Annotated in this window: 21 protein-coding genes; 11 read left to right on the top strand and 10 right to left on the bottom strand. The window is 46.4% G+C overall.

Translation table 11 applies throughout. The annotated features are described in order from the left end of the window. Positions 1 to 65 precede the first annotated feature (65 nt). Positions 66 to 1,100 (bottom strand): acyl-CoA reductase, encoded by a 1,035-nt coding sequence (locus tag ACYU8Y_RS20320; RefSeq protein ID WP_460939908.1) that lies wholly within the window; start codon positions 1,098 to 1,100, stop codon positions 66 to 68. Positions 1,101 to 1,234: 134 nt separating this feature from the next. Here ACYU8Y_RS20320 and ACYU8Y_RS20315 point away from each other — a divergent pair, with 134 nt between their 5' ends. The 3 genes from ACYU8Y_RS20315 (at position 1,235) to ACYU8Y_RS20305 (ending at position 4,487) form a co-directional block, all read left to right on the top strand. Next, the gene (locus tag ACYU8Y_RS20315; RefSeq protein ID WP_460939907.1) at positions 1,235 to 1,585 is read left to right on the top strand and encodes a 4Fe-4S dicluster domain-containing protein; all 351 of its coding nucleotides are present in this window, start codon (positions 1,235 to 1,237) and stop codon (positions 1,583 to 1,585) included. Between the two features lie 349 nt (positions 1,586 to 1,934). Beyond that, on the top strand, positions 1,935 to 3,095 hold the full coding sequence (locus ACYU8Y_RS20310) for an outer membrane beta-barrel protein (protein ID WP_460939906.1): 1,161 nt from the start codon (positions 1,935 to 1,937) through the stop codon (positions 3,093 to 3,095). Between the two features lie 63 nt (positions 3,096 to 3,158). Then, on the top strand, positions 3,159 to 4,487 hold the full coding sequence (locus ACYU8Y_RS20305) for an ammonium transporter (RefSeq protein WP_460939905.1): 1,329 nt from the start codon (positions 3,159 to 3,161) through the stop codon (positions 4,485 to 4,487). Positions 4,488 to 4,929: 442 nt separating this feature from the next. Here the strand turns inward: ACYU8Y_RS20305 and ACYU8Y_RS20300 are convergent, their stop codons facing one another. Both ACYU8Y_RS20300 and mtaB read right to left on the bottom strand, forming a co-directional pair. Further along, positions 4,930 to 5,292 (bottom strand): DUF1304 domain-containing protein, encoded by a 363-nt coding sequence (locus ACYU8Y_RS20300; RefSeq protein WP_460939904.1) that lies wholly within the window; start codon positions 5,290 to 5,292, stop codon positions 4,930 to 4,932. Between the two features lie 159 nt (positions 5,293 to 5,451). Then, the gene (mtaB, locus tag ACYU8Y_RS20295) at positions 5,452 to 6,795 is read right to left on the bottom strand and encodes a tRNA (N(6)-L-threonylcarbamoyladenosine(37)-C(2))-methylthiotransferase MtaB (RefSeq protein WP_460939903.1); all 1,344 of its coding nucleotides are present in this window, start codon (positions 6,793 to 6,795) and stop codon (positions 5,452 to 5,454) included. A gap of 94 nt (positions 6,796 to 6,889) precedes the next feature. Between mtaB and ACYU8Y_RS20290 the strand changes: the two genes are divergently transcribed. Next, a complete protein-coding gene (locus tag ACYU8Y_RS20290) occupies positions 6,890 to 7,600 on the top strand; it encodes a 16S rRNA (uracil(1498)-N(3))-methyltransferase (protein ID WP_460939902.1) in 711 nt (236 codons plus the stop codon). A gap of 201 nt (positions 7,601 to 7,801) precedes the next feature. Here the strand turns inward: ACYU8Y_RS20290 and ACYU8Y_RS20285 are convergent, their stop codons facing one another. The 3 genes from ACYU8Y_RS20285 to ACYU8Y_RS20275 form a co-directional block, all read right to left on the bottom strand. Then, positions 7,802 to 8,275 carry a Dps family protein gene (locus tag ACYU8Y_RS20285; protein WP_460939901.1) on the bottom strand — a complete coding sequence of 158 codons (474 nt, stop codon included), beginning with the start codon at positions 8,273 to 8,275 and terminating at the stop codon, positions 7,802 to 7,804. Positions 8,276 to 8,311: 36 nt separating this feature from the next. After that, positions 8,312 to 9,325: a type I glyceraldehyde-3-phosphate dehydrogenase gene (locus ACYU8Y_RS20280; protein ID WP_460939900.1), complete on the bottom strand. Its 1,014-nt coding sequence runs from the start codon at positions 9,323 to 9,325 to the stop codon at positions 8,312 to 8,314. Positions 9,326 to 9,413: 88 nt separating this feature from the next. Next, positions 9,414 to 9,704, bottom strand: a complete 291-nt coding sequence (locus tag ACYU8Y_RS20275; RefSeq protein ID WP_460939899.1) for a GNAT family N-acetyltransferase — start codon at positions 9,702 to 9,704, stop codon at positions 9,414 to 9,416. 398 nt (positions 9,705 to 10,102) lie between these two features. On the opposite strand from ACYU8Y_RS20275, the gene ACYU8Y_RS20270 reads away from it, so the two are divergent. Further along, positions 10,103 to 10,753 carry a DUF4159 domain-containing protein gene (locus ACYU8Y_RS20270; RefSeq protein ID WP_460940329.1) on the top strand — a complete coding sequence of 217 codons (651 nt, stop codon included), beginning with the start codon at positions 10,103 to 10,105 and terminating at the stop codon, positions 10,751 to 10,753. A gap of 105 nt (positions 10,754 to 10,858) precedes the next feature. Continuing rightward, positions 10,859 to 11,677, top strand: a complete 819-nt coding sequence (locus tag ACYU8Y_RS20265) for an acyl-CoA desaturase (protein WP_460939898.1) — start codon at positions 10,859 to 10,861, stop codon at positions 11,675 to 11,677. 76 nt (positions 11,678 to 11,753) lie between these two features. Here ACYU8Y_RS20265 and ACYU8Y_RS20260 read toward each other — a convergent pair whose 3' ends face one another. The 3 genes from ACYU8Y_RS20260 to ACYU8Y_RS20250 all read right to left on the bottom strand — a co-directional run bounded on the left by ACYU8Y_RS20260 (position 11,754) and on the right by ACYU8Y_RS20250 (position 15,183). Further along, positions 11,754 to 12,281, bottom strand: a complete 528-nt coding sequence (locus ACYU8Y_RS20260; RefSeq protein WP_460939897.1) for a 5' nucleotidase, NT5C type — start codon at positions 12,279 to 12,281, stop codon at positions 11,754 to 11,756. A 75-nt stretch (positions 12,282 to 12,356) separates the two neighbouring features. Continuing rightward, a complete protein-coding gene (locus tag ACYU8Y_RS20255; RefSeq protein WP_460939896.1) occupies positions 12,357 to 13,835 on the bottom strand; it encodes a dihydrolipoamide acetyltransferase family protein in 1,479 nt (492 codons plus the stop codon). 97 nt (positions 13,836 to 13,932) lie between these two features. Continuing rightward, positions 13,933 to 15,183, bottom strand: a complete 1,251-nt coding sequence (locus ACYU8Y_RS20250; protein ID WP_460939895.1) for a competence/damage-inducible protein A — start codon at positions 15,181 to 15,183, stop codon at positions 13,933 to 13,935. Positions 15,184 to 15,365: 182 nt separating this feature from the next. Here ACYU8Y_RS20250 and ACYU8Y_RS20245 point away from each other — a divergent pair, with 182 nt between their 5' ends. Further along, entirely contained in the window at positions 15,366 to 16,142 is a 777-nt protein-coding gene (locus tag ACYU8Y_RS20245; protein WP_460939894.1) for a DUF4197 domain-containing protein, read from the top strand. A 16-nt stretch (positions 16,143 to 16,158) separates the two neighbouring features. On the opposite strand, the gene ACYU8Y_RS20240 is transcribed toward ACYU8Y_RS20245, so the two are convergent. Then, the gene (locus ACYU8Y_RS20240; protein ID WP_460939893.1) at positions 16,159 to 16,530 is read right to left on the bottom strand and encodes a helix-turn-helix domain-containing protein; all 372 of its coding nucleotides are present in this window, start codon (positions 16,528 to 16,530) and stop codon (positions 16,159 to 16,161) included. A 206-nt stretch (positions 16,531 to 16,736) separates the two neighbouring features. On the opposite strand from ACYU8Y_RS20240, the gene ACYU8Y_RS20235 reads away from it, so the two are divergent. The 4 genes from ACYU8Y_RS20235 to ACYU8Y_RS20220 all read left to right on the top strand — a co-directional run bounded on the left by ACYU8Y_RS20235 (position 16,737) and on the right by ACYU8Y_RS20220 (position 20,718). Next, positions 16,737 to 16,901 (top strand): hypothetical protein, encoded by a 165-nt coding sequence (locus ACYU8Y_RS20235; protein WP_460939892.1) that lies wholly within the window; start codon positions 16,737 to 16,739, stop codon positions 16,899 to 16,901. A 62-nt stretch (positions 16,902 to 16,963) separates the two neighbouring features. Continuing rightward, on the top strand, positions 16,964 to 18,124 hold the full coding sequence (locus ACYU8Y_RS20230; RefSeq protein ID WP_460939891.1) for a hypothetical protein: 1,161 nt from the start codon (positions 16,964 to 16,966) through the stop codon (positions 18,122 to 18,124). Beyond that, on the top strand, positions 18,102 to 19,241 hold the full coding sequence (locus ACYU8Y_RS20225) for a hypothetical protein (RefSeq protein ID WP_460939890.1): 1,140 nt from the start codon (positions 18,102 to 18,104) through the stop codon (positions 19,239 to 19,241). The genes ACYU8Y_RS20230 and ACYU8Y_RS20225 overlap by 23 nt, the downstream gene beginning before the upstream one ends. Continuing rightward, entirely contained in the window at positions 19,213 to 20,718 is a 1,506-nt protein-coding gene (locus tag ACYU8Y_RS20220; protein WP_460939889.1) for an MBL fold metallo-hydrolase, read from the top strand. Before ACYU8Y_RS20225 ends, ACYU8Y_RS20220 begins: the two co-directional genes overlap by 29 nt. Positions 20,719 to 20,722 lie beyond the last annotated feature (4 nt).

The raw sequence follows: 20,722 nt of genomic DNA, 5'->3' as shown, positions 1-20,722 counted from the left end.
TGAAGTACGCATGACGGGTGATGGCTATCTACCAGATCACCCATCATGCGTACTTCATCACTCATCTACAGGTCTTTCAAGAACGCCATCGTATCGATGCCATCGGCGTAGTCGGTCAGGCCGGGCCGTTGCGTGCTGCCAAAGGCGACGCTGCCCGGATACCAGCCGTTGGCAGAAGCGACTACCTGAATTTGTTCCGCACGGCTGGTAAGCCAGGCGGCTGCCTCGGCCTGAGTCTTGTAGGTCTGGAAATACACGACCGAAATTGGGGAGACTAACGCGTCATTTTCTGTCAGTAATAAATACCCATTATCCAGATGCGGAATGGCATTGATCAAGTAAATCGACTTATTGTAGTCGTAATTATTCTGGTATTTGTGGTTGTTCAGATAGATGGATACCTGTGGCTCCAGCGTACGTAACAGGGGCGTGAAGTCATAGCCATCGGGTACCAGAATGGTCGAGACATTTCGGCAGCCTAGGCCGTAATAGTCAGACATATCGTGGCTGAGTTTCAGAAATTCCTCTTCACGTTCTTCCCCCATCAACAAGCCGACCGATGTACGGTTCTTGCGAATAATATGCGGCTTTTTAGCGAAGTAGTACTCAAAATAACGAGCGGTGTTGTTACTGCCCGTTGCGATATAGGCCTCTGCTGCGTTCAACCGATCAGCCTCTTCGATCAACTCAGCAAACCCGGGGTTAATCTCTTTTAATTTTTGTATTAAATAATGGATTAGTACAAAATCCTGGCTACTCAACTTGGCCAGCAATTTGTGGCCGCTTACCAACACGCAGAGCATGTCCTGGAAACCAACGGCTGGTATGTTGCCAGCCATGACGACGCCTACCGTCCGGGGGGTATTTGTGGGCTCTCCACTTGAGTTGTCGACGTATCGATTGACCCACGTCTGGAGTTTGTCCGCTACCAGAAACTCACTGGCAATTGCCTGAAGAGCATTCAGGGAGTTTTGAATGGTAAACCAGTTATTTTTATAGTTGGCTTGTTGAGCAATCTGGGCAAGTTCGGGTTGAGCGTCGGCCGAGCGCAGGAAGTCGCCCAGGGCCACAAACGTTTGCAGTCGTTCTGATAAAAGCATGAAATAGATAAACAAATGGAATACTCCATCAACTAATGTAATGAAATATTAGTTTGTTGCCAACCTTTAAATAATTATATTTGTTGTTCAATTTAAGAGAACTAGTTTTTACTATATAAAAATATACACTGCTCATGGCAATCATGATCACCGATGAGTGCATCAATTGTGGTGCCTGCGAACCCGAATGCCCCAATACAGCTATCTACGAAGGTGGTGTTGAATGGACCTGGGGAGGGGGAACTGAACTGGACGAAGTCGATTTCGGCGATGGCACGATTGTGAGTGGTAAAGCTCCGCAAGCCCCTGTCTCGAACGAGTTCTATTACATTGTTGCTGACAAATGTACGGAGTGTATGGGTTTTCACGAAGAACCTCAGTGCGCGGCCGTGTGCCCGGTCGACTGTTGTGTTCCCGACCCCGACCATGTGGAGGAGGAAGAAATTCTACTGGCTAAAAAAGCCTGGCTACACGCCGAAGCTTAACCGACAAATACAGAAAATGCAATAAGGCCTATCCAGTTCGCTGGATGGGCCTTATTGCATTTTAGCCATATACGACGGTAAAACGGTCGATAATTAGGCCGAAAATAGAGTATCGTAGAGAGAATAAAATTTGGTTAATAAGCTTGTGAACAAAATATAATAAAAAATATTATTAAGAGCGATTTTGTTTAATTATCATAGAATAAATAGTATAATTTTAATTAAACTGGCTTATTTTTAACTAAGTTCATAATTATTTCGGGTTGACTATTGCGTAGGATAATTTATTAAACAAAATTTGCTTCGAAATAAGACCACAGAAACCGTTATCTACAGCCAAATAAAGAGTATGAAAAAAACAATTTTACTTATCAGTTCTTTGTTTTTGGGTTTTGCCGCACAAGCACAGGATACCACAGCTACACCAGCACCTGGGAAATTCACTTTCTCCGGTTACATGGACACCTACTACTTCGGTAACTTCAATAATCCGAAGAGCCAGTCGAACTTAGGGTTAAACGGGCCTGGTGTCGTTGGCAATGCCCGGGCATTCGACCAGCGGGCTGGTCAGTTCGGTATTGGTCTGATTCAGGCAAAAGCAATTTATTCGGCCAGTAAGGTTGACGCGGTCATGGATCTGACATTTGGGCCATACTCGGATCTGGGCAACTATGGTAACTACATTGGGCCGCTCGGACCAGGATCTACGGCGCTGGCGATTAAGCAGGCGTACATCACGTATAAAGCGACCAGTAAATTATCGTTTACTGCCGGTCAGTTCGGTACACACATTGGGTATGAGGTTATCGATGCCCCGGTCAACTACAATTACTCCCTATCTAACCTGTTCAACAATGGTCCTTTCTATCATATTGGTCTGAAAGGACAGTATGCCTTCAGTGATCGGGCTTCGTTGATGATCGGTCTGGTTAACAACGTCGATAACCTGAATGATAATAATAAGAAGAAGGGCCTGATTGGGCAGTTCTTTTTCGCGCCGGTTACGGGCTGGAATGTTTACCTGAACGCGATTATGTCAAACGAAGCTTCTCAGGCGGTCGATGCGGTTCCAACAGACAAAGCCATGTATCAACTGTTCGATCTGACGACGACTTATCAGGTGACATCTAAATTCTTCCTGGGGCTGAATGCTGCTACTGGTTCACAAAAGGGTGATTATCAGGGAGGTGGTGGTCCATCAACGTCGCAAAGCTGGGGCGGTGTTGCCGTGTACTCTAACTACGCCTTCACGGATAAGTTTGGCCTTGGCGTTCGGTACGAAACATTCGATAACAAAAAGAATGTTCGCGCGCTGAAAGATGCTGCCGGTAATGGAGCCAGTGTCAATTCGATAACGGTAACGGGTAATATCACCGCTGCTGATGGTCACTTACTGTTGAAGCCTGAACTCCGGATTGACAGCTACTCAGCCAACAAATTTGAGAAGAACGACGGTTCATTGACGACCTCTCAGACTACGCTGGGTATGGCTGCCATCTTCAAATTCTAATTGTATATCCTCATTTTCTTAACCTCAATGTTTTACTAGTACAACAAAAACCCCTCATGTACCATGCAAAAACCTAATTACATTCCTCTTGCCATTCTGCTGATTATTAGTGTGGTGGCTGTTCTGATGCCTGCTGTACCTACACAAATCGTGACAGAAGGTATTAACTCTGGCGATACGGCCTGGATGCTCGTTGCTACGGCGCTGGTTTTGTTGATGACACCCGGTCTGGCGTATTTCTACGGCGGTATGGTAAACAACAAAAACGTGATTTCGACCATGCTGCAAAGCTTCGTGGCTATGGGCGTTATCAGCATTCTTTGGGTAGTTGTTGGCTTCAGTCTGGCCTTCGGTACATCGATCGGTGGTTTTGTTGGCAACCCAATGGATCACTTCATGTTCAAAGGCGTGCTGGATGGCAAGCCCTGGTCGCTGGCAGCTTCGATTCCGTTGGTTGTCTTCGCGTTCTTCCAACTGAAATTCGCCGTTATTACGCCTGCGCTGGTAACGGGTTCGATGGCAGAGCGGATCAATTTCCGGTCGTATGTTCTGTTCATGATCCTGTTCAGCCTGTTCGTTTATGCACCACTGGCACACATGACCTGGCATCCAGAAGGTATCCTGTTCAAATTGGGCGTTCTTGATTTTGCGGGTGGTACGGTTGTTCACATGTCGGCTGGCTGGGCTGCCCTGGCGGGTGCTTTGTATCTGAAGCGCCGGAAGTCGCACCTTGAAGCAAGCTACTTCCCACCTGCAAACATTCCTTTCGTTTTGCTGGGTACAGGTCTGCTGTGGTTTGGCTGGTTTGGTTTCAACGCTGGTTCGGCCGTTGCGGCCTCGCCATTAGCGGCTTCAGCTTTCGCAACGACCAACACGGCGGCAGCAGCGGCTGGTCTGGCCTGGGTATTGTTTGACGCGGCTAAAGGCAAAAAAGTATCGGCTCTTGGTTTCTGTATCGGTGCCGTAGTGGGTCTGGTGGCTATTACGCCAGCCGCTGGTTTCGTAACGATTCCTACGGCTATCTTCATCGGTACGGTCGGTGCTATGGTATCAAACTACGTAGCCCACCTGCGCTCGAAATCGACGCTCGACGATACCCTCGACGTGTTCCCCTGCCACGGTGTAGGGGGTATGGTAGGTATGGTGATGACGGGTATTTTCGCCAGCAAAGGCATCAACTCAGCCGTTGTTGACGAAGGTCTGGCCTTTGGTCAAACGAAACTGTTCATCAACCACATGATCGCTTTGGTAGGTGTGTCGGTCTTCGCTTTCGTAATGTCTTACATCATGCTGAAAGTAACGGATCTGATTCTGCCCCTGCGCGTAACGGAAGAAGACGAGAAGTCTGGTCTGGACGTAAGTCAGCACGATGAATTCCTCATCGAAGCGTAAACGTATTGATAAGATGTATGGTGAAATTATACACCATACATCTTACTGCATATATTAATTTATATCAACAGAGCCACAGGCACCCTGTCTGGCCTACAATGTCTGACAGCTTTATCTGTGGTTTTGTTGTACTCATGGAGCCGTTCCCGCTTGGGGGCGGTCTCCTGCTTTTAGGGGTTCAGTGATTTAGGGTGAACAATGACTTGAGTTGATCAAAAATCTAGTTTGCCCCCGTCATCATTCACCTTAGCTAGCAAGTCGACCCAAAAGAATTTAACCACAGAGGCACAGAGCACACAGAGATTTATTGGGTTACTATCTCCCCGAATAGACCTCTGTGTGCTTTGTGCCTCTGTGGTTAAAGTAGTATCAACAAGGGTAGTTTTTATTTATAAATAGGCGAAGTTATTCAACCTGTAGCTAGATCGACCCAAAAGCTAGCCTAGGCAAACGCAACGGCAAGTAAGGCGAGAATTGCCGGTAGGGCCTGCACAAAAAAGATAGATCGCTGGGCTGTGAGTGCTCCATAAACGCCGGCAACGACGACACAACCTAGAAAAAAATAGGCCACGTTTATGCTCCAGGCAGCGTCGTCGATTAACAATGACCAGATAAGACCAGCCGCCAGAAAGCCATTGTACAGCCCCTGATTAGCCGCCAGTGATTTGGTCTTTTCGAATAAATCAGGAGGAAGCGATTTGAAGGTTTTGCGTCCCTGGGTGGTCCAGGCAAACATTTCCAGCCATAGAATATAGATATGCTCAACGGCTACGAAGCCAATCAGGAGTTTAGCAATCAGGCTCATTCGGATAGAAATAAGGGTTGGAGGTGATGTCAGCGCTAAAGCTACCAGATTTTTTGATAAATAAATCACAGAGCAACAGCCAGTAACTCCCGGGCACTAAAGCTGAACACTACCCCATAAAAAAGGCCAGTATGACTACCGGCCAGATTATTTAGATAATCAGTGCGTTTCGAAAATGCCTTCAGGTTCACTCACTTCCATCAGCCCCTCCGCATTCACAGTCGTCAGCTGTACGGGTCGGGTTTCGTTGATGAGTAAAGGGTCGTATTTGGCTACCACACGAACGTAGTTTTCCGTGAAACCCTGCATCAGCCCATCGGCAATATCCTCTTCGAACAACACGGTAGCTTCCCTGCCAACCTGCGAGTCATAGAACGCCCGGCGTTTCTTGTCCGACAGAATATGCAGCATCTTCGAACGCTCGGCCCGAACATGGCCCGGAACAACGGGTCTGATCTGAACGGCCAATGTGTTTGGTCGTTCAGAATAGGTAAACACATGCAGATAGGAGATCGGCAGTTCGTTCAAGAACAGATACGTTTCCTTAAACTCCGTGTCTGTTTCGCCGGGATGACCCACAATAACATCGACCCCAATGCAGGCATGGGGCATCAGTTCTTTTATTTTCTGAACCCGGTCGGCATAAAGTTCGCGTTTGTATCGGCGACGCATCAACCCTAATACCCGATTGCTGCCCGACTGGAGCGGAACATGAAAATGCGGTACAAACCGCTTTGACTGAGCGACAAATGCAATGATTTCGTTCGTCAGCAGGTTCGGTTCAATACTCGAAATGCGGAACCGCTCAATGCCCTCAACTTCATCCAGGGCGCGAACTAAATCCAGAAAAGTTTCCTGTCGCTCGTTATTCACGAGGCCGAAGTCGCCGATGTTGACGCCCGTCAGGACAATTTCCTTCACGGCAGCGGCCGACAGTCCCCGTTCTGCAATCTCACGGGCTGCCCGAACAACGTTCGCAACTGTATCGGAACGACTTTTGCCGCGCGCCAGCGGAATGGTGCAGTACGCACACGGGTAGTCACAACCGTCCTGCACTTTTAAAAAGGTGCGTGTGCGGTCGTTGAGCGAATAGGCCGCGTGATAATCGATGGCTTCCTCAATGGGAGAGTTAAATACCTGAGCCGGTTGGCCCGAGGGTACCTTCACGAACGTAGGCATGAGTTCGTGCAGACGAAACTTCTCCGCTGCGCCCAAAACCGCGTCGACGCCGGGAATCTCCGCAATCTCGCTGGGCTTCAACTGAGCGTAGCAACCCAGGATAGCCACGTAACCATCAGGGTTTATTTTCTGGGCTTCGCGGACTATTTTCCGACATTTTTTGTCGGCATTATCCGTTACGGAGCAAGTGTTGATGATGAAAATATCAGGCTGCTGATTGAATTCTACGCGCTCGTAGCCGTTCTCTTCCATTAGCCGAGCCAGCGTCGAGGTTTCCGAGAAATTCAATTTACAACCGAGCGTATAAAAGGCGACTTTTTTCACAGTAAGAAATCTATCCAGCAAAATTACAAAAAAATGACGGGGTGGGTTCCTTTCCGCTAAGATGCCGTGGTGGCTGTGTACTTTTGCATTACGTATGCATTTATTTTATCAACCCGACATCGTTCCCAACGAGCCCGTTCAGTTGTTGACTGAGGAGGATTCACGACATGCCATTAAAACACTTCGGTTGACTGTTGGCGATTCAATTGCTGTGACCGATGGGCGTGGAAACCGACACCTTGCGCTTATTCATGCTGCCGATGCCCGGCGTTGCACGTTTCGTATTGCCGACACCCAAACAACTCCCCCACGACCGTTTTCCATCCGAATTTGCGTGGCACCGACGAAGAATATTGACCGAATCGAGTGGTTTATTGAGAAGGCAGTCGAAATAGGCATCGAGCGAGTCAGTTTCTTTTTTGGGCAGCATTCCGAACGGCGGGTGCTGAAGCTGGAACGCCTGGAAAAAATTGCTGTGGCCGCTATGAAGCAGTCGTTACAGTCGTACCTGCCAAGGCTGGACGAACCGTTGCCATTCGGTGAGCTCGTAAAAACCATTGGCGAGGAGCAACGATTTATTGCTCATTTGCCTGCCGATGAGCTACCGCAGAATTTAATGAAACAAGCCACGGCTGCCGGTCAATACGCTGTATTGATTGGCCCGGAAGGTGATTTTTCCGATAAAGAAATCCAACAGGCAATTGCGGCTGGCTTCCAGATGGCGACGCTGGGGCCAAATCGCTTACGCACCGAAACCGCGGCACTTGTGGCCTGCCATACGCTTACTTTAGTCAATACCGATTAAGTGCGATGGGTCTGGTGTAGTCGCTGGACAAAGATAAGATTTACATTCCTGAAAGGAACGGAACTGGCCAATGCCAAACCCCGAGCCGTCTAGACGGCTCGGGGTAGAGTGAATACAGATGTACTTGCCGACAGTGCAAATCACCGTTGAACGCTGGTATTCAACAGACTATTGGGAAGAACGGCCTACGAACAAGGGTTCTTATTTTAGGTGTGCCCGCAGCATCCAGGCAATTTTCTCGTGTTTTTCCATCAGACCGGTGATGTAATCGCTCGTGCCTGCATCCTTGTGCGCATCGGCAAACTCATCGATATTACCCCGAAGAAATTCGATGATGCTCTCGTGGTCGCCCAATAGTTTCTTGATCAGGCTGCGACTATCGTTGCCCGATTCGGCTTGCTCGGTAAGGTGGGTGAGCTGCAGAAAGTTTTTCAGGGTAGCGGGCGCATAGTGACCCAACTGCCGGATGCGTTCGGCTACATCATCGACAATGTTGGCAGATTGTTTGTAGAGGTCTTCGAAATAAAGATGGACTGAATGAAAATCCATTCCCTCCAGGTTCCAGTGTGCGTTGAGCGTTTTGGTGTACAGCACAAATTCGTCAGCCAGTAGCTTAGCCAGTTGGTGTGCGACAACTTCTCTGTTTTCGGCGGAGATCCCAATCATTGTTTGCATACAGGTTACTGTTGAAAGGTGTAAAAGAAATAAACGTTATTTACTCGATTCAATCCGTTCGGCCAGAAATGCCGCTACTTCGGCCAACCGGTTTGAAAATCCCCATTCATTGTCATACCAGGCTGCTACAGACAACAGGTTTCCTTCTTTAGCCGTCAGCGGCAGATCAATGATTGATGAGTGTGGATCGGCAACGATTCGTGAAGAAGCCCACTCGTCTTCCAGAACATCCATAACGCCTTTTAGGGGGCCTTCGGTGGCGGCTTTGCGAAAAGCGTCATTGACTTCCTGTACCGTGCACTCTTTTTCGGTAATCAGGTTCAGCTCTGCAATACTGCCCGTTCGTGTGGGTACTCTGTAGGCTTTGCCGGTAATTTTTAGATCTTTCCAGATAAACTGTAGGGCCCGGGCGGCTCCAGACGAAGAAGGAATAATATTCTCGGCAGCCGCCCACGAATCACGCCGGTCTTTCATCGGTTGATCGGTAAGCGATTGCGTGTTGGTATAGGAATGAACCGTGGAGAACAGCCCGTATTGAATACCGAAATTTTCCAGAATTACTTTGACCACCGCAGCCAGCGCATTGGTCGTACAGCTTCCCATGCTGACGATGTGGTGGCTGGCCGGATCGAACGTTTCCAGGTTGATGCCTTTGAGCAGCACCGCATCGCAGTCGGCCAGCGATTTGCTGGGCGCACTGATCAGCACGTATTTTGCGCCCCGGTCAAGGTGCACCTGCGCGCCAGCGCGGGTAGTGGCCCGTCCCGTACAATCCACGACCAGATCGACGCCCAGAGCGGCCCAGTCGGGTACTTCTTTAGCCGAATTGATGTACGGAATCGTGCGCTCACCAATCGTCAACTGGCCTTCACTTCCCGAAACAGGCTCGGGCCAGCGACCGTAGTTGGTATCGACGGCGAACAGGGCCGCCAGCGTGGGTTCATCTCTGATATCAGAAATAGAGACCGGTACAAACAAGTTGTGTTGTAAACCAACACGCAGAAATTGCCGTCCGATACGGCCGAATCCATACAAAGCAATTGTTGCCATAATAAAATAGGAATAAGTGATTCTTTACCTGTTGAGTACGTTTCGTTTTTGCGACTTACTTTACGAGCACTAGGCACCGCAAGTTACATTAATCAGGCTTTTGCCAGATGTCTGAGTAGGCTTCGGGATGGTGCCGGAACTGGGCATGTACATACGGGCATAAAGGAATAACCATCAATCCATTTTCCCGGACATAAGTGACCATTTTATCTAGTAACTGTCGGGCAAAGCCTTTTCCCTCCTGATCGACTTCGGTATGATAAACGGTGAGGTTGCGGCCGGAAATACTGACAACCATTTCGCCAATTCGAACACCATCCTCATACAGGTTGAAGGCTCCGTGCTTTTTTTCATTAAGTTCCAGCTTTATTTCGGTCATTGCTGATTTGGGTAAACGGCTACAGTGATAAGGAAGGTAATGATTTCTCGATTTTTACTCTCGACGGATAGACCGAACAGGCTTGCTAAAGCCAGGGCAAACGTAAGAGGTGGCAAGGCTATGGAAACGGTATAAATCGACGATTTTGCGGTAATTTAAACGTTTTTTGTGAGGCAGGGATTTCGCAATTCGCGGTCGGCCTGCCGATGCAATGTTCCTTTTTTCGTATATTGTATGGTTTCCTGCAGAGTGCAGAGCCGGCTTCCACCAAGAGCAAAATACTCCGGCATGATTCATGAAGAAAGGCAGTTTGTTGGCTAGCGAAAAACCAAAACCGGACCTGTCTTCGTTTTAACAATATCCTGATTTACTTTATGAAAACTGTAGCTTTTACCCGCATGCTGCTGATGGGGCTCCTGTTGAGTCTTCCTTTATCCAGTACATATGCTCAATATGCGTACAAAATTGCTAAACTAAAATACAATGGTGGGGGCGACTGGTACGCAAACAAAACCTCGCTGCCAAACCTGATCAAGTTTGCCAACGCTAACTTACGCATGAATATCTTCCCGGAAGAGGACATTGTTGAGCCGGGCAGCCCCGATATTTTTGGCTATCCGTTCGTACACATGACAGGTCACGGAAACGTAACGTTCAGTGATGGCGATGTGCAGAACCTGCGCCGATATCTGATGTCGGGTGGTTTTCTGCACATCGACGATAACTATGGGCTGGACAAGTTTATCCGTCGGGAGATGAAAAAGGTATTCCCCGAACTTAACTTTATCGAGCTGCCGTTCAACCATCCCGTTTACCAGCAGAAATTCAGGTTTGCCAGTGGGCTGCCCAAAGTGCATGAGCACGATGCCAAAGCACCGCAAGGTTTTGGGCTGATTTATCAGGGACGATTAGTGTGTTTTTATAGCTACGAATGCGATCTGGGCAATGGCTGGGAAGATCAGAGTGTATACAATGACCCGGAACCCCTTCGGCAGCAGGCATTGCGAATGGGGGCCAACCTGTTACAATACGCGACGACGACAAATTAATTAAAGTATTATTTAAGGAAGGCAAGGCAAAGCGCTCTAAATTTCGTTAGTTTTGTAGGAGTATTCTTATGTTACAGTAATCTTCACCCTTTAATAATCATTATTGTGATTGTACTGGCCGCGTTCATTGGACACTGGTATTTGTCATTGTTCTGCCAAACGTTCTTTTTGCACCGCTATTCGGCCCATAAAATGTTCTCGATGAGCAAATTCTGGGAGCGGTTTTTCTATGCGTTAACGTATGTATCGCAAGGTTCGTCGTACTTAAGCCCGCGTGCTTATGCGGTACTACACCGGATGCACCACGCCTTCAGCGACACCGAAAGAGACCCTCACTCTCCGCATCATACCAAAAATATCTTCACCATGATGTGGAAGACGAAAGACATTTATAATGCCGTTCTGCACCGTAAACAACCCATCGAGCGGCAGTTTGATCGGAACTATCCCGAATGGAGCTTCATCGAAAAAGTAGGCGATTCCTGGGCATCACGCGCTGGTTGGGCGGTATTGTACAGCCTGTTCTACGTCTTTGCGTTCATCTACCTAGACATGCACTGGGCCTTTTTCTTCCTGTTGCCTGTTCACTTTGTCATGGGACCCGTACACGGTGCCATCATCAACTGGAGCGGTCACAAGTACGGCTATTCGAACTTCGATAACCAGGACCAATCGAAGAATTCCCTGATTCTGGACGTAGTGATGATGGGCGAGCTGTTTCAGAACAACCACCACAAACGGCCGAATGCCGCTAATTTTGGGGCAAAATGGTTTGAGTTCGATCCCACTTTCCCCGTCATTGGCCTATTGCACAAGCTTCACATTGTGCGGCTGAGACCGTCGGCAGAAGCCAAAAAAGCTCAGCAGGAATTGGGGCACGACCGACGTGTTGAAGTCGAAATAGAAAAAGAGGTAGAAGCTTAACGTCTAGCCAGATAGATAAAAAAAGCGCCGATCAGTCGGCGCTTTTTTTATGCAGGGCGGAGCCGCTTGTTGGCCATTAGAGCAGGTGGCGGGCAATGTCCTGCCAGCTCTTCATGCGTTTGAATTGACTGTCGTCCCGATTGTGGAGCGCATCGAAAAGTAGGCCTTCTCCCTGAAAGGTGTGTAAATTCCGGGGTAAGTCATCAATGAGGTAGTCCGTATTAAGTACGCTCTTGTCGCCCAGGAAAATGTAATTATGCCAGGTGATTTCGGGAAAGTGCTCCTGAAGCCAGTCCCACTTTTCGCGCAGTGAGTTTGGGAATTCCTGAGCCGCCGAAGCGACAAAAACATCATACTTCTGCATCAGTTCGCTAATAACCTCTTTAGCGCCTTCCATAACCGGAATATCCCGGAAGAAGCCCGGTTCATAAACCCGTTCGGATATTACTTTGTATTCGTTTTCGTCGAATAACTCGTGAAACGACTTTTCTTTCAGTTGTTCAAGCGTGTAGCGGGGTGTTTCGCCTTCCAGATATAACTGGATAAACTTGGCGTGGGTGTCGGCCATAACATCATCCATGTCAATGGCAATGCGTTGTTTCATACGGTCAGAAATTGAATTTTTAGACGCTGATAAACCCTGAATGCTGGTCAAGACCTATCAGCGTACGCAATGGAATCAGTTAAATCCTGGTTTAAATTGCTCCAGGTAATCGGCTACACGGCGCACAAACTGGCCGCCCAACGAGCCATCAACAACGCGGTGATCGTAGGAATGAGACAGAAACATTAACTGCCGAATGCCAATGAAATCGCCTTGTGGCGTTTCAATGACGGCGGGCTTCTTGACAATAGCGCCAAAAGCCATGATGGCGACCTGTGGTTGAACAATAATGGGCGTTCCCATCAAGTTGCCAAATGTGCCAATGTTCGAGATCGTGTACGTTCCTCCCGCCAAATCGTCAGCCGTAAGTTTATTCTCCCGGGCGCGTTTGGTTAAGTCGTTAACTTTTTTGGTCAGACCAATGAGGTTGTACTGGTCGGCATCATGAATGACGGGAACAATTAGGTTGCCGCTCGGCAAAGCGACCGCCATGCCAATGTTAATGGCTTTTTTGACAATGATCTTATCGCCTTCGACCGATACGTTGATCAAGGGAAAGTCTTTGATTGCCTTCACAATGGCTTCGACCAGAATAGGTGTGTAGGTCAGGTTTTCGCCGGTTTGCTGCTTAAACTTATCTTTTACGTTCGTTCGCCACTCCACAACGGGGGTCAAATCGGCCTCAACGAACGAGCTAACGTGGGGAGAAATTTGCTTCGATTCCACCATCCGCTGCGCGATCATTTTCCGCATCCGATCCATCTGTATAATATCGGACTGGCCGTTCATCGAGCCGTTGGATGATTTACCTGGCTGCGTCGGACCGGTTGGTAGGGGGAGGGACGTGGGTTGAGCCGCCGATGAAGAATGCTGCTCTACCCGTTGTTCCTTATACTTCGCAGGCTGAAGTCGGCCTTCAGCCCGATCAATTACATAGGCGAGAATATCCTTTTTGGTGATCCGGTTCTCGGCACCGGAACCCGGAATGCGGTCGAGCTCATCGCGCGAAACGCCCTCCTCTTTGGCAATATTCAGGACTAAAGGTGAATAGAAACGATTGTCGAAAATCGGCGTATCACCCGCCAGTGTCGTTGCCGAGGTGGCCACTGCTTTCGCTGCCGGTATTGGGCGGGTACTCATGGCCATAATGCTAGCCTCCAGATCGTGGGCAACCGCAGATACTTCCTGGTCATCGGGTTCCAAAGGAGCCGGAACGTTGGCTATATCCCCTACGCCTACGGGCGTCTGATCGGCGTTGGCTAGCTGTTCTGTGGGTGGTGCTCCGGCAGAGTTCGTGTCCTGACCGACGATCTCATCAACCTCAATGCGGGCAATGGGCGCTCCCACGGCTACAATGTCGCCATCGTTTACCAGGATTTCCTTTAAAATACCATTGTGCGAGGCCGGTACTTCGGTATCCACTTTATCCGTGGCCACTTCCAGAACCGATTCGTCGGTCTCAATACGATCGCCCGGCTGCTTTAGCCAGGTGATGACCGTACATTCCATTATACTTTCGCCCATTTTGGGCATGACCATGTCAATAAGAGCCATATTCGTTAAGTGAAGACCGGGTCGCCGGTGCGATGAAGAACGATGAGTGAAAAACAAATTGGTTGGCGTCCCTTCATTTTTCGCTCATCATGCTTGACTATTGTAGAACTTCTTCCCGCAGCATATTCAAGAGATATGTTGTGGTGAGTTGAATGTTTTGATCGCGGTACTGGCCCAGTTTGAGCAATCTGGTAACGGTTCGCTGATCGGTGGCGCAGGCAATCCAGACTGTGCCGACGGGCTTGTCGGGTGTGCCGCCACCAGGACCGGCAATGCCGCTGGTGGCAATGCCTATGTGGGTGCCCAGCGCTTTACGAACGCCCTCCGCCATTTGCCGAATGGTTTCTTCGCTAACGGCTCCGTACTGTTCGAGGGTTTCGGGTTTCACCCCCAGTTGGGCTATTTTAACATTGTTGTTGTAGCTAACAACGCTCCCCCAAAAATAAGCCGATGAGCCGGGTACTTTTGTAATTTGAGCCGAAAGATAACCACCCGTACAGCTTTCGGCCGCAGCCAGCGTCAGCTTCTTATCGGTTAGCAACGTACCAACGACCGTTTCCAGTTCGTCGTTGTCAAAGCCGTAGACGTTTTTCTGGATGAGCGGCATAACCTTGGCTACCTGCTCAGCTAATTCCTGGTCAAGTCGGTTGTTGTCGTCTCCGGTGGCCGTTAACCGTAATTTTACTCCGCCAAAACTTGGTAGATACGCCAGCTTGATGTGATCGGGTAGAGCATCTTCCCAGGCTTCGATGCGCTCGGCCAGAAAGGATTCACCAATACCGACGGTTCGAATCATTTTGTGCTTGATAATGGGCGTTTCGAAATGCTCCGTCAGCTTTGGTAAAATCCGATTCGACATGAGGTGTTTCATCTCGAACGGTACACCCGGCAATGACACATACACGCGCTGATCATGTTCGAACCACATGCCGGGAGCGGTGCCCCAATCGTTCTGCATATAGACAGCATTGGCGGGTAAGTCAGCCTGTGCGCGGTTGAGGTCGGTCATCTCACGACCTCGTTTCTCAAAGAAACTGCTTACCAGGGCCAGTGCCGTCTCGTTGCGTACCATGCCGACGCCAAAATAAGTGCAGAGCGTTTTTTTGGTAATGTCGTCTTTGGTTGGCCCTAAACCACCCGTGATGATGATGACATCGGCGCGCTGATGCGCTTCGTGGAGACTTTGTAAAATAGCATCGGCCTGATCGCCAACCGATGTTTTTCGAACTACTCGAATACCAATGTTGGTTAATTCGGTTCCTATCCAGGCAGTGTTCGTATCGGTGATTTGCCCAAACAATATTTCGTCGCCAATCGTAATTACTTCGGCGCGGACGGAGTTGGTCATGTTGACTGAGTAATAAGGGAAGAGTTAGGCAAAGCGTGACGTTTGTGGTACCGGTTCGTCAAGGTACCATAACAAATTTTTAGCGTCTACTTTACTTTAGCCATTCAGTGCTGTCAAAAGTACGAAAAAACGATTTAGGGCCATTGGCCGTTATGACATGGCAACCTGATTAATTCAATCCTATGATGAATAAAAAAGTTTTCGCAGCCGCCCTGTTAGCTCTTGTTATTAGCCAACGCGGTTTCGCTCAGGATTCAACCACAACGAAGAGTAGCCCGGAGCCATCGTCAGGTGGGATATTTGGTAAGGTGCTTAAGGCCGTTACAGGTGCAGCTGCTGGCACGGCGGGCGGCCTGACCAGTAGTGACATTGCCACTGGCTTGAAAGAAGCCTTACAAATTGGTATTAGTAAGGGTTCCGATCAGGCATCGGCTCTGAACGGTTACTTCAAAAATCCGTTGCTCAAGATCGCCTTCCCGCCCGAAGCCCAGAAAGTAGCGTCGACACTTCGGCAACTGGGCCTGAACAAACAAGTCGATCAGTTCGAGCTGTCCCTGAACCGGGCTGCCGAAGATGCGGCCAAAAAGGCAAAGCCAGTATTTATCAAGGCGATCACGTCGATGACGATTCAGGATGCGGTTGGTATTTTACGGGGCCAGAATGATGCGGCTACGCAGTATCTACGCCGGACGTCGGGCCAGCAACTGGTAACTGAATTTTCGCCCATCATTGACAGTACCCTGAAGAAAAACAACGCGACCCGGTACTACAGCGACCTGGTCAATACGTACAATAAAGTGCCTTTTGTTCAGAAGGTTAACCCTAACCTTACGGAGTACGCGACCAATAAAGCCGTCGATGGCCTGTTCATTTTGGTGGCGCAGGAAGAACAAAAAATTCGGGAAAACCCGGCAGCACGGGTGACCGATATTCTGAAGAAGGTGTTTAGCAAGCAATAGTCATGGCGAGTGATCATCACGTTGGTTGCTGTTCGAGCATTTTGATATAATTAAGCAAACGTTGCTCACGATCAAGGCTTTGGGCGCGCTCCTGTTCAAGTTCAACGATTTTCTGACTTCCTTCTTTAAGTTGTTGCTTTTGTTGAGCTATAATTTTCTCGCAGTCGTCAGTAGTCTTAACCTTATCGTCTGCAAGAAGCACGGATACCGGTAATTGCAAAACATGGGCAATTTGCTGAAGCCGCGTAGTTGAGAGACTTGTTTTTCCATTCTCGATTTTTGAATACGTTGCCGGACTCACCCCAATTTGTTCGGCAACGTATTCCTGTTTCAGGTGTTTCGACTCACGCAACATGCGTATCCTGATGGCAAGGGATTTGTTATTCATGGGTTGAACGGGTCTATGGATAAAAATAGATGGTAGATGGCTTTCGAGACGGGCAAATACACGGAAAGTCACTTTCTGTGTATTTGCCCGTCTCGAAAGCCAGTTGCCGATTTTGAAAGATACATTCCTGCCTATCCGGATACATTTGTCAGGCCAAAGCGAAACAACCCGCTAGTGTGGTTGTGGAATGTGGAGGTCTAAACCGAATGAACCGTTTATCACTCGCCGATTTGAAGGCCAAAGCAAACGTAGTTGCCAATGTTGAAGCTATTAAAGGAGGAGCGGCAGAAGCATGTCATTTAGGGTCTTGTGGAGATGCTACAATGCCAGCTGATGGTACTCGGGTAGCACCAAAAGGAAAAAGTATCTAGTCTAGTTAGAACCCTAATTTGACAATCATCAAATTAAGGTTCTAACTCAATTACTGAAAGTAATGAATATGAAATTTAGTATAATGCTAATGCTAATGCTAATGCTATCATGGTTTGTAGCCTGTTCTCAGTCTAAAGAAAATCGAGATAAACTGGCATTATTCATCAATCCATCAGTAATCAATCAAGATGAATCTGAGGTGAAGCAGGTTTTATCTGTTTGGCGAAAATATTTACAGACAAAAGACTCTATATATCAACTTAATCCGTACTGGTCCCCAAAGGAATATAGTAAAAGAAATATTCCTGATTATTTTTATAAACGTATAAATCATTCTGGTTTTTTTAATAAAATAAATTTTTATAAGCCAACGATTTTGTCTGTCGAGAAAGAAGATAGCTCTTACATTATAAAAACCATATTTGCCACTGGAGAGAAAGATGATAATTTTAGTCGTGTCTCTGGAATTATTAATGTTGAGGTAATTAGAGAAAATAATGAATGGAAATTAAAGTCAATGTTAGATCGAAATCTGAAAAATGGTTTTGACCAATATCGCGTAGATATGATTAATTATTATTACCCTAAAGGTAGAATTATAGATACGCTGTTGTGTCGAAAATTTGTTAATAAAAATAATTTAATTGCCGATAAATTTTCAATTAAGCCTATATATGTTACATACTATTTATGTAAAAGCAATAAAGAGCTTCAACGCTTAAAAGGATTTGACTTTGAAGTTTCTATGGCTTACCCAGTTCAAGTGAGTGGAATTGCTGATATATTTAATAATGTAATTTACGCTGGTAACGATAGTGAATGGTATCCTCATGAGTTGGTACATCTATACGTTAATAAAATTTATGGTGCTAATGTTAATGAATGTCTCAATGAAGGGGTAGCTACATATTTAGGGGGAAGCGTAGGCTATCCCTTGGAATATCATTTGCGTAAAACCGCAAATTATACTAAAAATCACTCTATTGATTATACTAAATTATCTTCGCTGGAAAGAATTGATGATGAAACGAACTTCCAATATACGATTGGAGGATTACTATGTAAAATAGCTGATGAAAAATTGGGATTTGATGGCGTTAAGAAACTTCTTAATGCTGGAAAAACTGATGAAGAATTACTTCAAGCAGTAGAGTCTATAATTAAAGTTAAATCAATAGATTTTAATAAATTTATTAATAATGAACTTAAAAAATATATATAATGAAATGCTTTCCTTAAGAGTAGATGTTCAGCTAATTAAATTCAATCAGATTGAATTGGCTGATACTATTCGTTTACTCTTACACCAACACTATCCTGAATGGTTCGAACGATTGTCATATGAAGATGATCGCTCATTTTTAGAACCAGCTTTGTTTTATTTGTTTTCTGAAAAATCAAGCTTAAATATACCAATTGGCCAGCTATTATTTGGCCATATAAGCAAGCGCCAACGACCAGACCATGTGATTAGTTTAAGCGACCCTTTTGGAGAAATTTATTTAGGTAATTATGGATCATGTAGTGGTAATCCTGTAGTTGATTTTATGGATCAGCTACGAGGACCAATAAAAGAGATGAATTGGCTATCAGATAGTATTCAGTTAAATGAACATACCCCCTTTATACTCTATATTGATAAGAGCGGAATTGTGAATTTTACTGAACCAGTAATAGCTTCTTCTAGAAGAAGTGAAAAGTTTTTAAGAAATGCGATTTCTATTTTGCAGGATAATGTACCTGAATTTTGGGAAATTGTTGAGTTGGTTACCCGTGAAATTTCACTATTTAATAGTAAAACAAGCCGCTCAATGGCGGCAATATCTTATCATGGAACTGCTTTTATCAATACAGAAGGCCAGCCTAATGATGAGGTTTTTTTTATAGAAGACTTAGCACATCAATGCGGGCACATTATTTTTTATGCCTTAACTTTGCAAACGCATAATTTCCTTAAACCTGCCAAAGATACTCTTTTAAAAAAATGGACAGGTCTTTCTTATGATACTCGTTCTATCTATGGGGCTTTGCACGGGCTTTTTACATATACTACGATTCTCCATTGCTTAACTCGATGTCTCAAATTAGATGCTTTCAATGCATCTCAGCGGGTGGAAGCTCTTGCTCGTGTTGGTTTTTTTATGAAAAAATTCGAATTGGATTTGCAACACATGCATCTACCCGAAATTTTTACTCCGCAAGGGCAACAAGTGTATGATGCGGCTTTCTCAAGCTTCGAATATGTGAGAAATGAATTTGGAGCCGATTATAAAGGCTATCGATATCATAATCAACCCTATATTTTCAACTATGATTTATTTCGACAGGCTAACGCTTAAAGTATTACTAGTTTTTTTGCTGGTTAGCTTCCCATCTACCTTATTGGCTCAAATTGAAAAACAATCAGAATATCTAAATTTTGAAAAAGCAAAGACAATTCTTGACCGTGCTGTTAATTATAGTGGGTTGCAGTCAGATAGTCTAAACATAGGTATTTCTGCATCGGGTATGATGCACGAATCCGGGCATTTCGCAACACCAGATGAGCGAGTTGATATGCCTGAGAGCTACACGCTTCGGTTATTTAATGGAATCAATAATTTTTTTATTGATGGTGAAGTAAACTATCGGGGACAAACGCTTATCCGGCAGCTCTATGTGAAACAGGATAGTATATTTTACCGTGATCATTTCAGCCGAAACGTAAACCGAGCATCGTTAACGCAACGTATATCGCTTTACGATGAAATACTGACATTGCATCCAGTTCTTATTTTAAATATAGCCCGGTTGTCATTACCTTCTCTCCGATACCTGGGAAAAAGTGGTTTGGCCGATTTAGTCTCGTTTTCTGCGAATCAAACGACATTTACCCTTCATATTCTACCTACTGGTCAGGTTACTCAAGTGTCCTATTTGGCAACTCATGATTACTATGGAGATAATACGCATAGGTATGATTATCTGGATTATAAATCAATAGCTGGCTACAAGTTGCCAACTCGTTTTACGGAATATGAATTTGGTGCTGTGCGTAAGGAGCAAACGTTTACGTATGATCTTAATTCTGTGGCTGTTTTGCCAGCCAATCAGGTATGCCCTGGCTGCTTATTGATTCCGAAGAAAAATGAAGCCGAAGGGGTAACGGTAAAAAGCTTGGGAAGTGGTTTATACGCTGTCGACTTGAACGATTATAATAATCGTTCATTGTTTTTGATAGGTGATAGAGGAATTACCGTTTTTGAAGCGCCAAAGAGCTACAAAGCCAGCTTAAATGTTATTGAAGCAGTTAAGAAAACAGCGGGAGGTAAACCTATAACGCACCTGTTCGTAAGTCATCATCATCCCGACCATGCAGGAGGTTTGCGGGCATTTGTTGAGGAAGAGGCTACTATTATCACGACAAAGGGCAATACAGATTTTTTCAGCCGATTTGTTAATTACTCCCACCGATTGGAAGGACGTAAAGAGGGCAAGGTTCTAAAACCATCATTCCAGATAATTGACTCTCTACAAACGTTCGATGCAGGGATGAGCGAGCCCTTTACTGTATATTTTGTCGGCGATACACAACATACAAAAGAATATCTGCTGGCTTATTTTCCAAACCAGAAGATACTGTTTCAGGGCGATTTATGCTTTTTTAAACTTGACGGTGAATCTGCGGCTTCAGTTCGAGAACAGGCGGTTGGCAAATTAGTTAGCCAGTACAAACTGGACGTAGAGAAAATATATGGCTCCTGGCCATTGAGAGGCTATAAAGAGTTTGGCACCAAAGCAGATCTGGATCGTAAACTTGAGTTGGCCACAAAGTGAAGCT

Source organism: Spirosoma humi, from assembly GCF_054776575.1.
The sequence above is the reverse complement of the archived record's forward strand: the minus strand, read 5'-3'. Positions and strand labels throughout refer to the sequence as shown.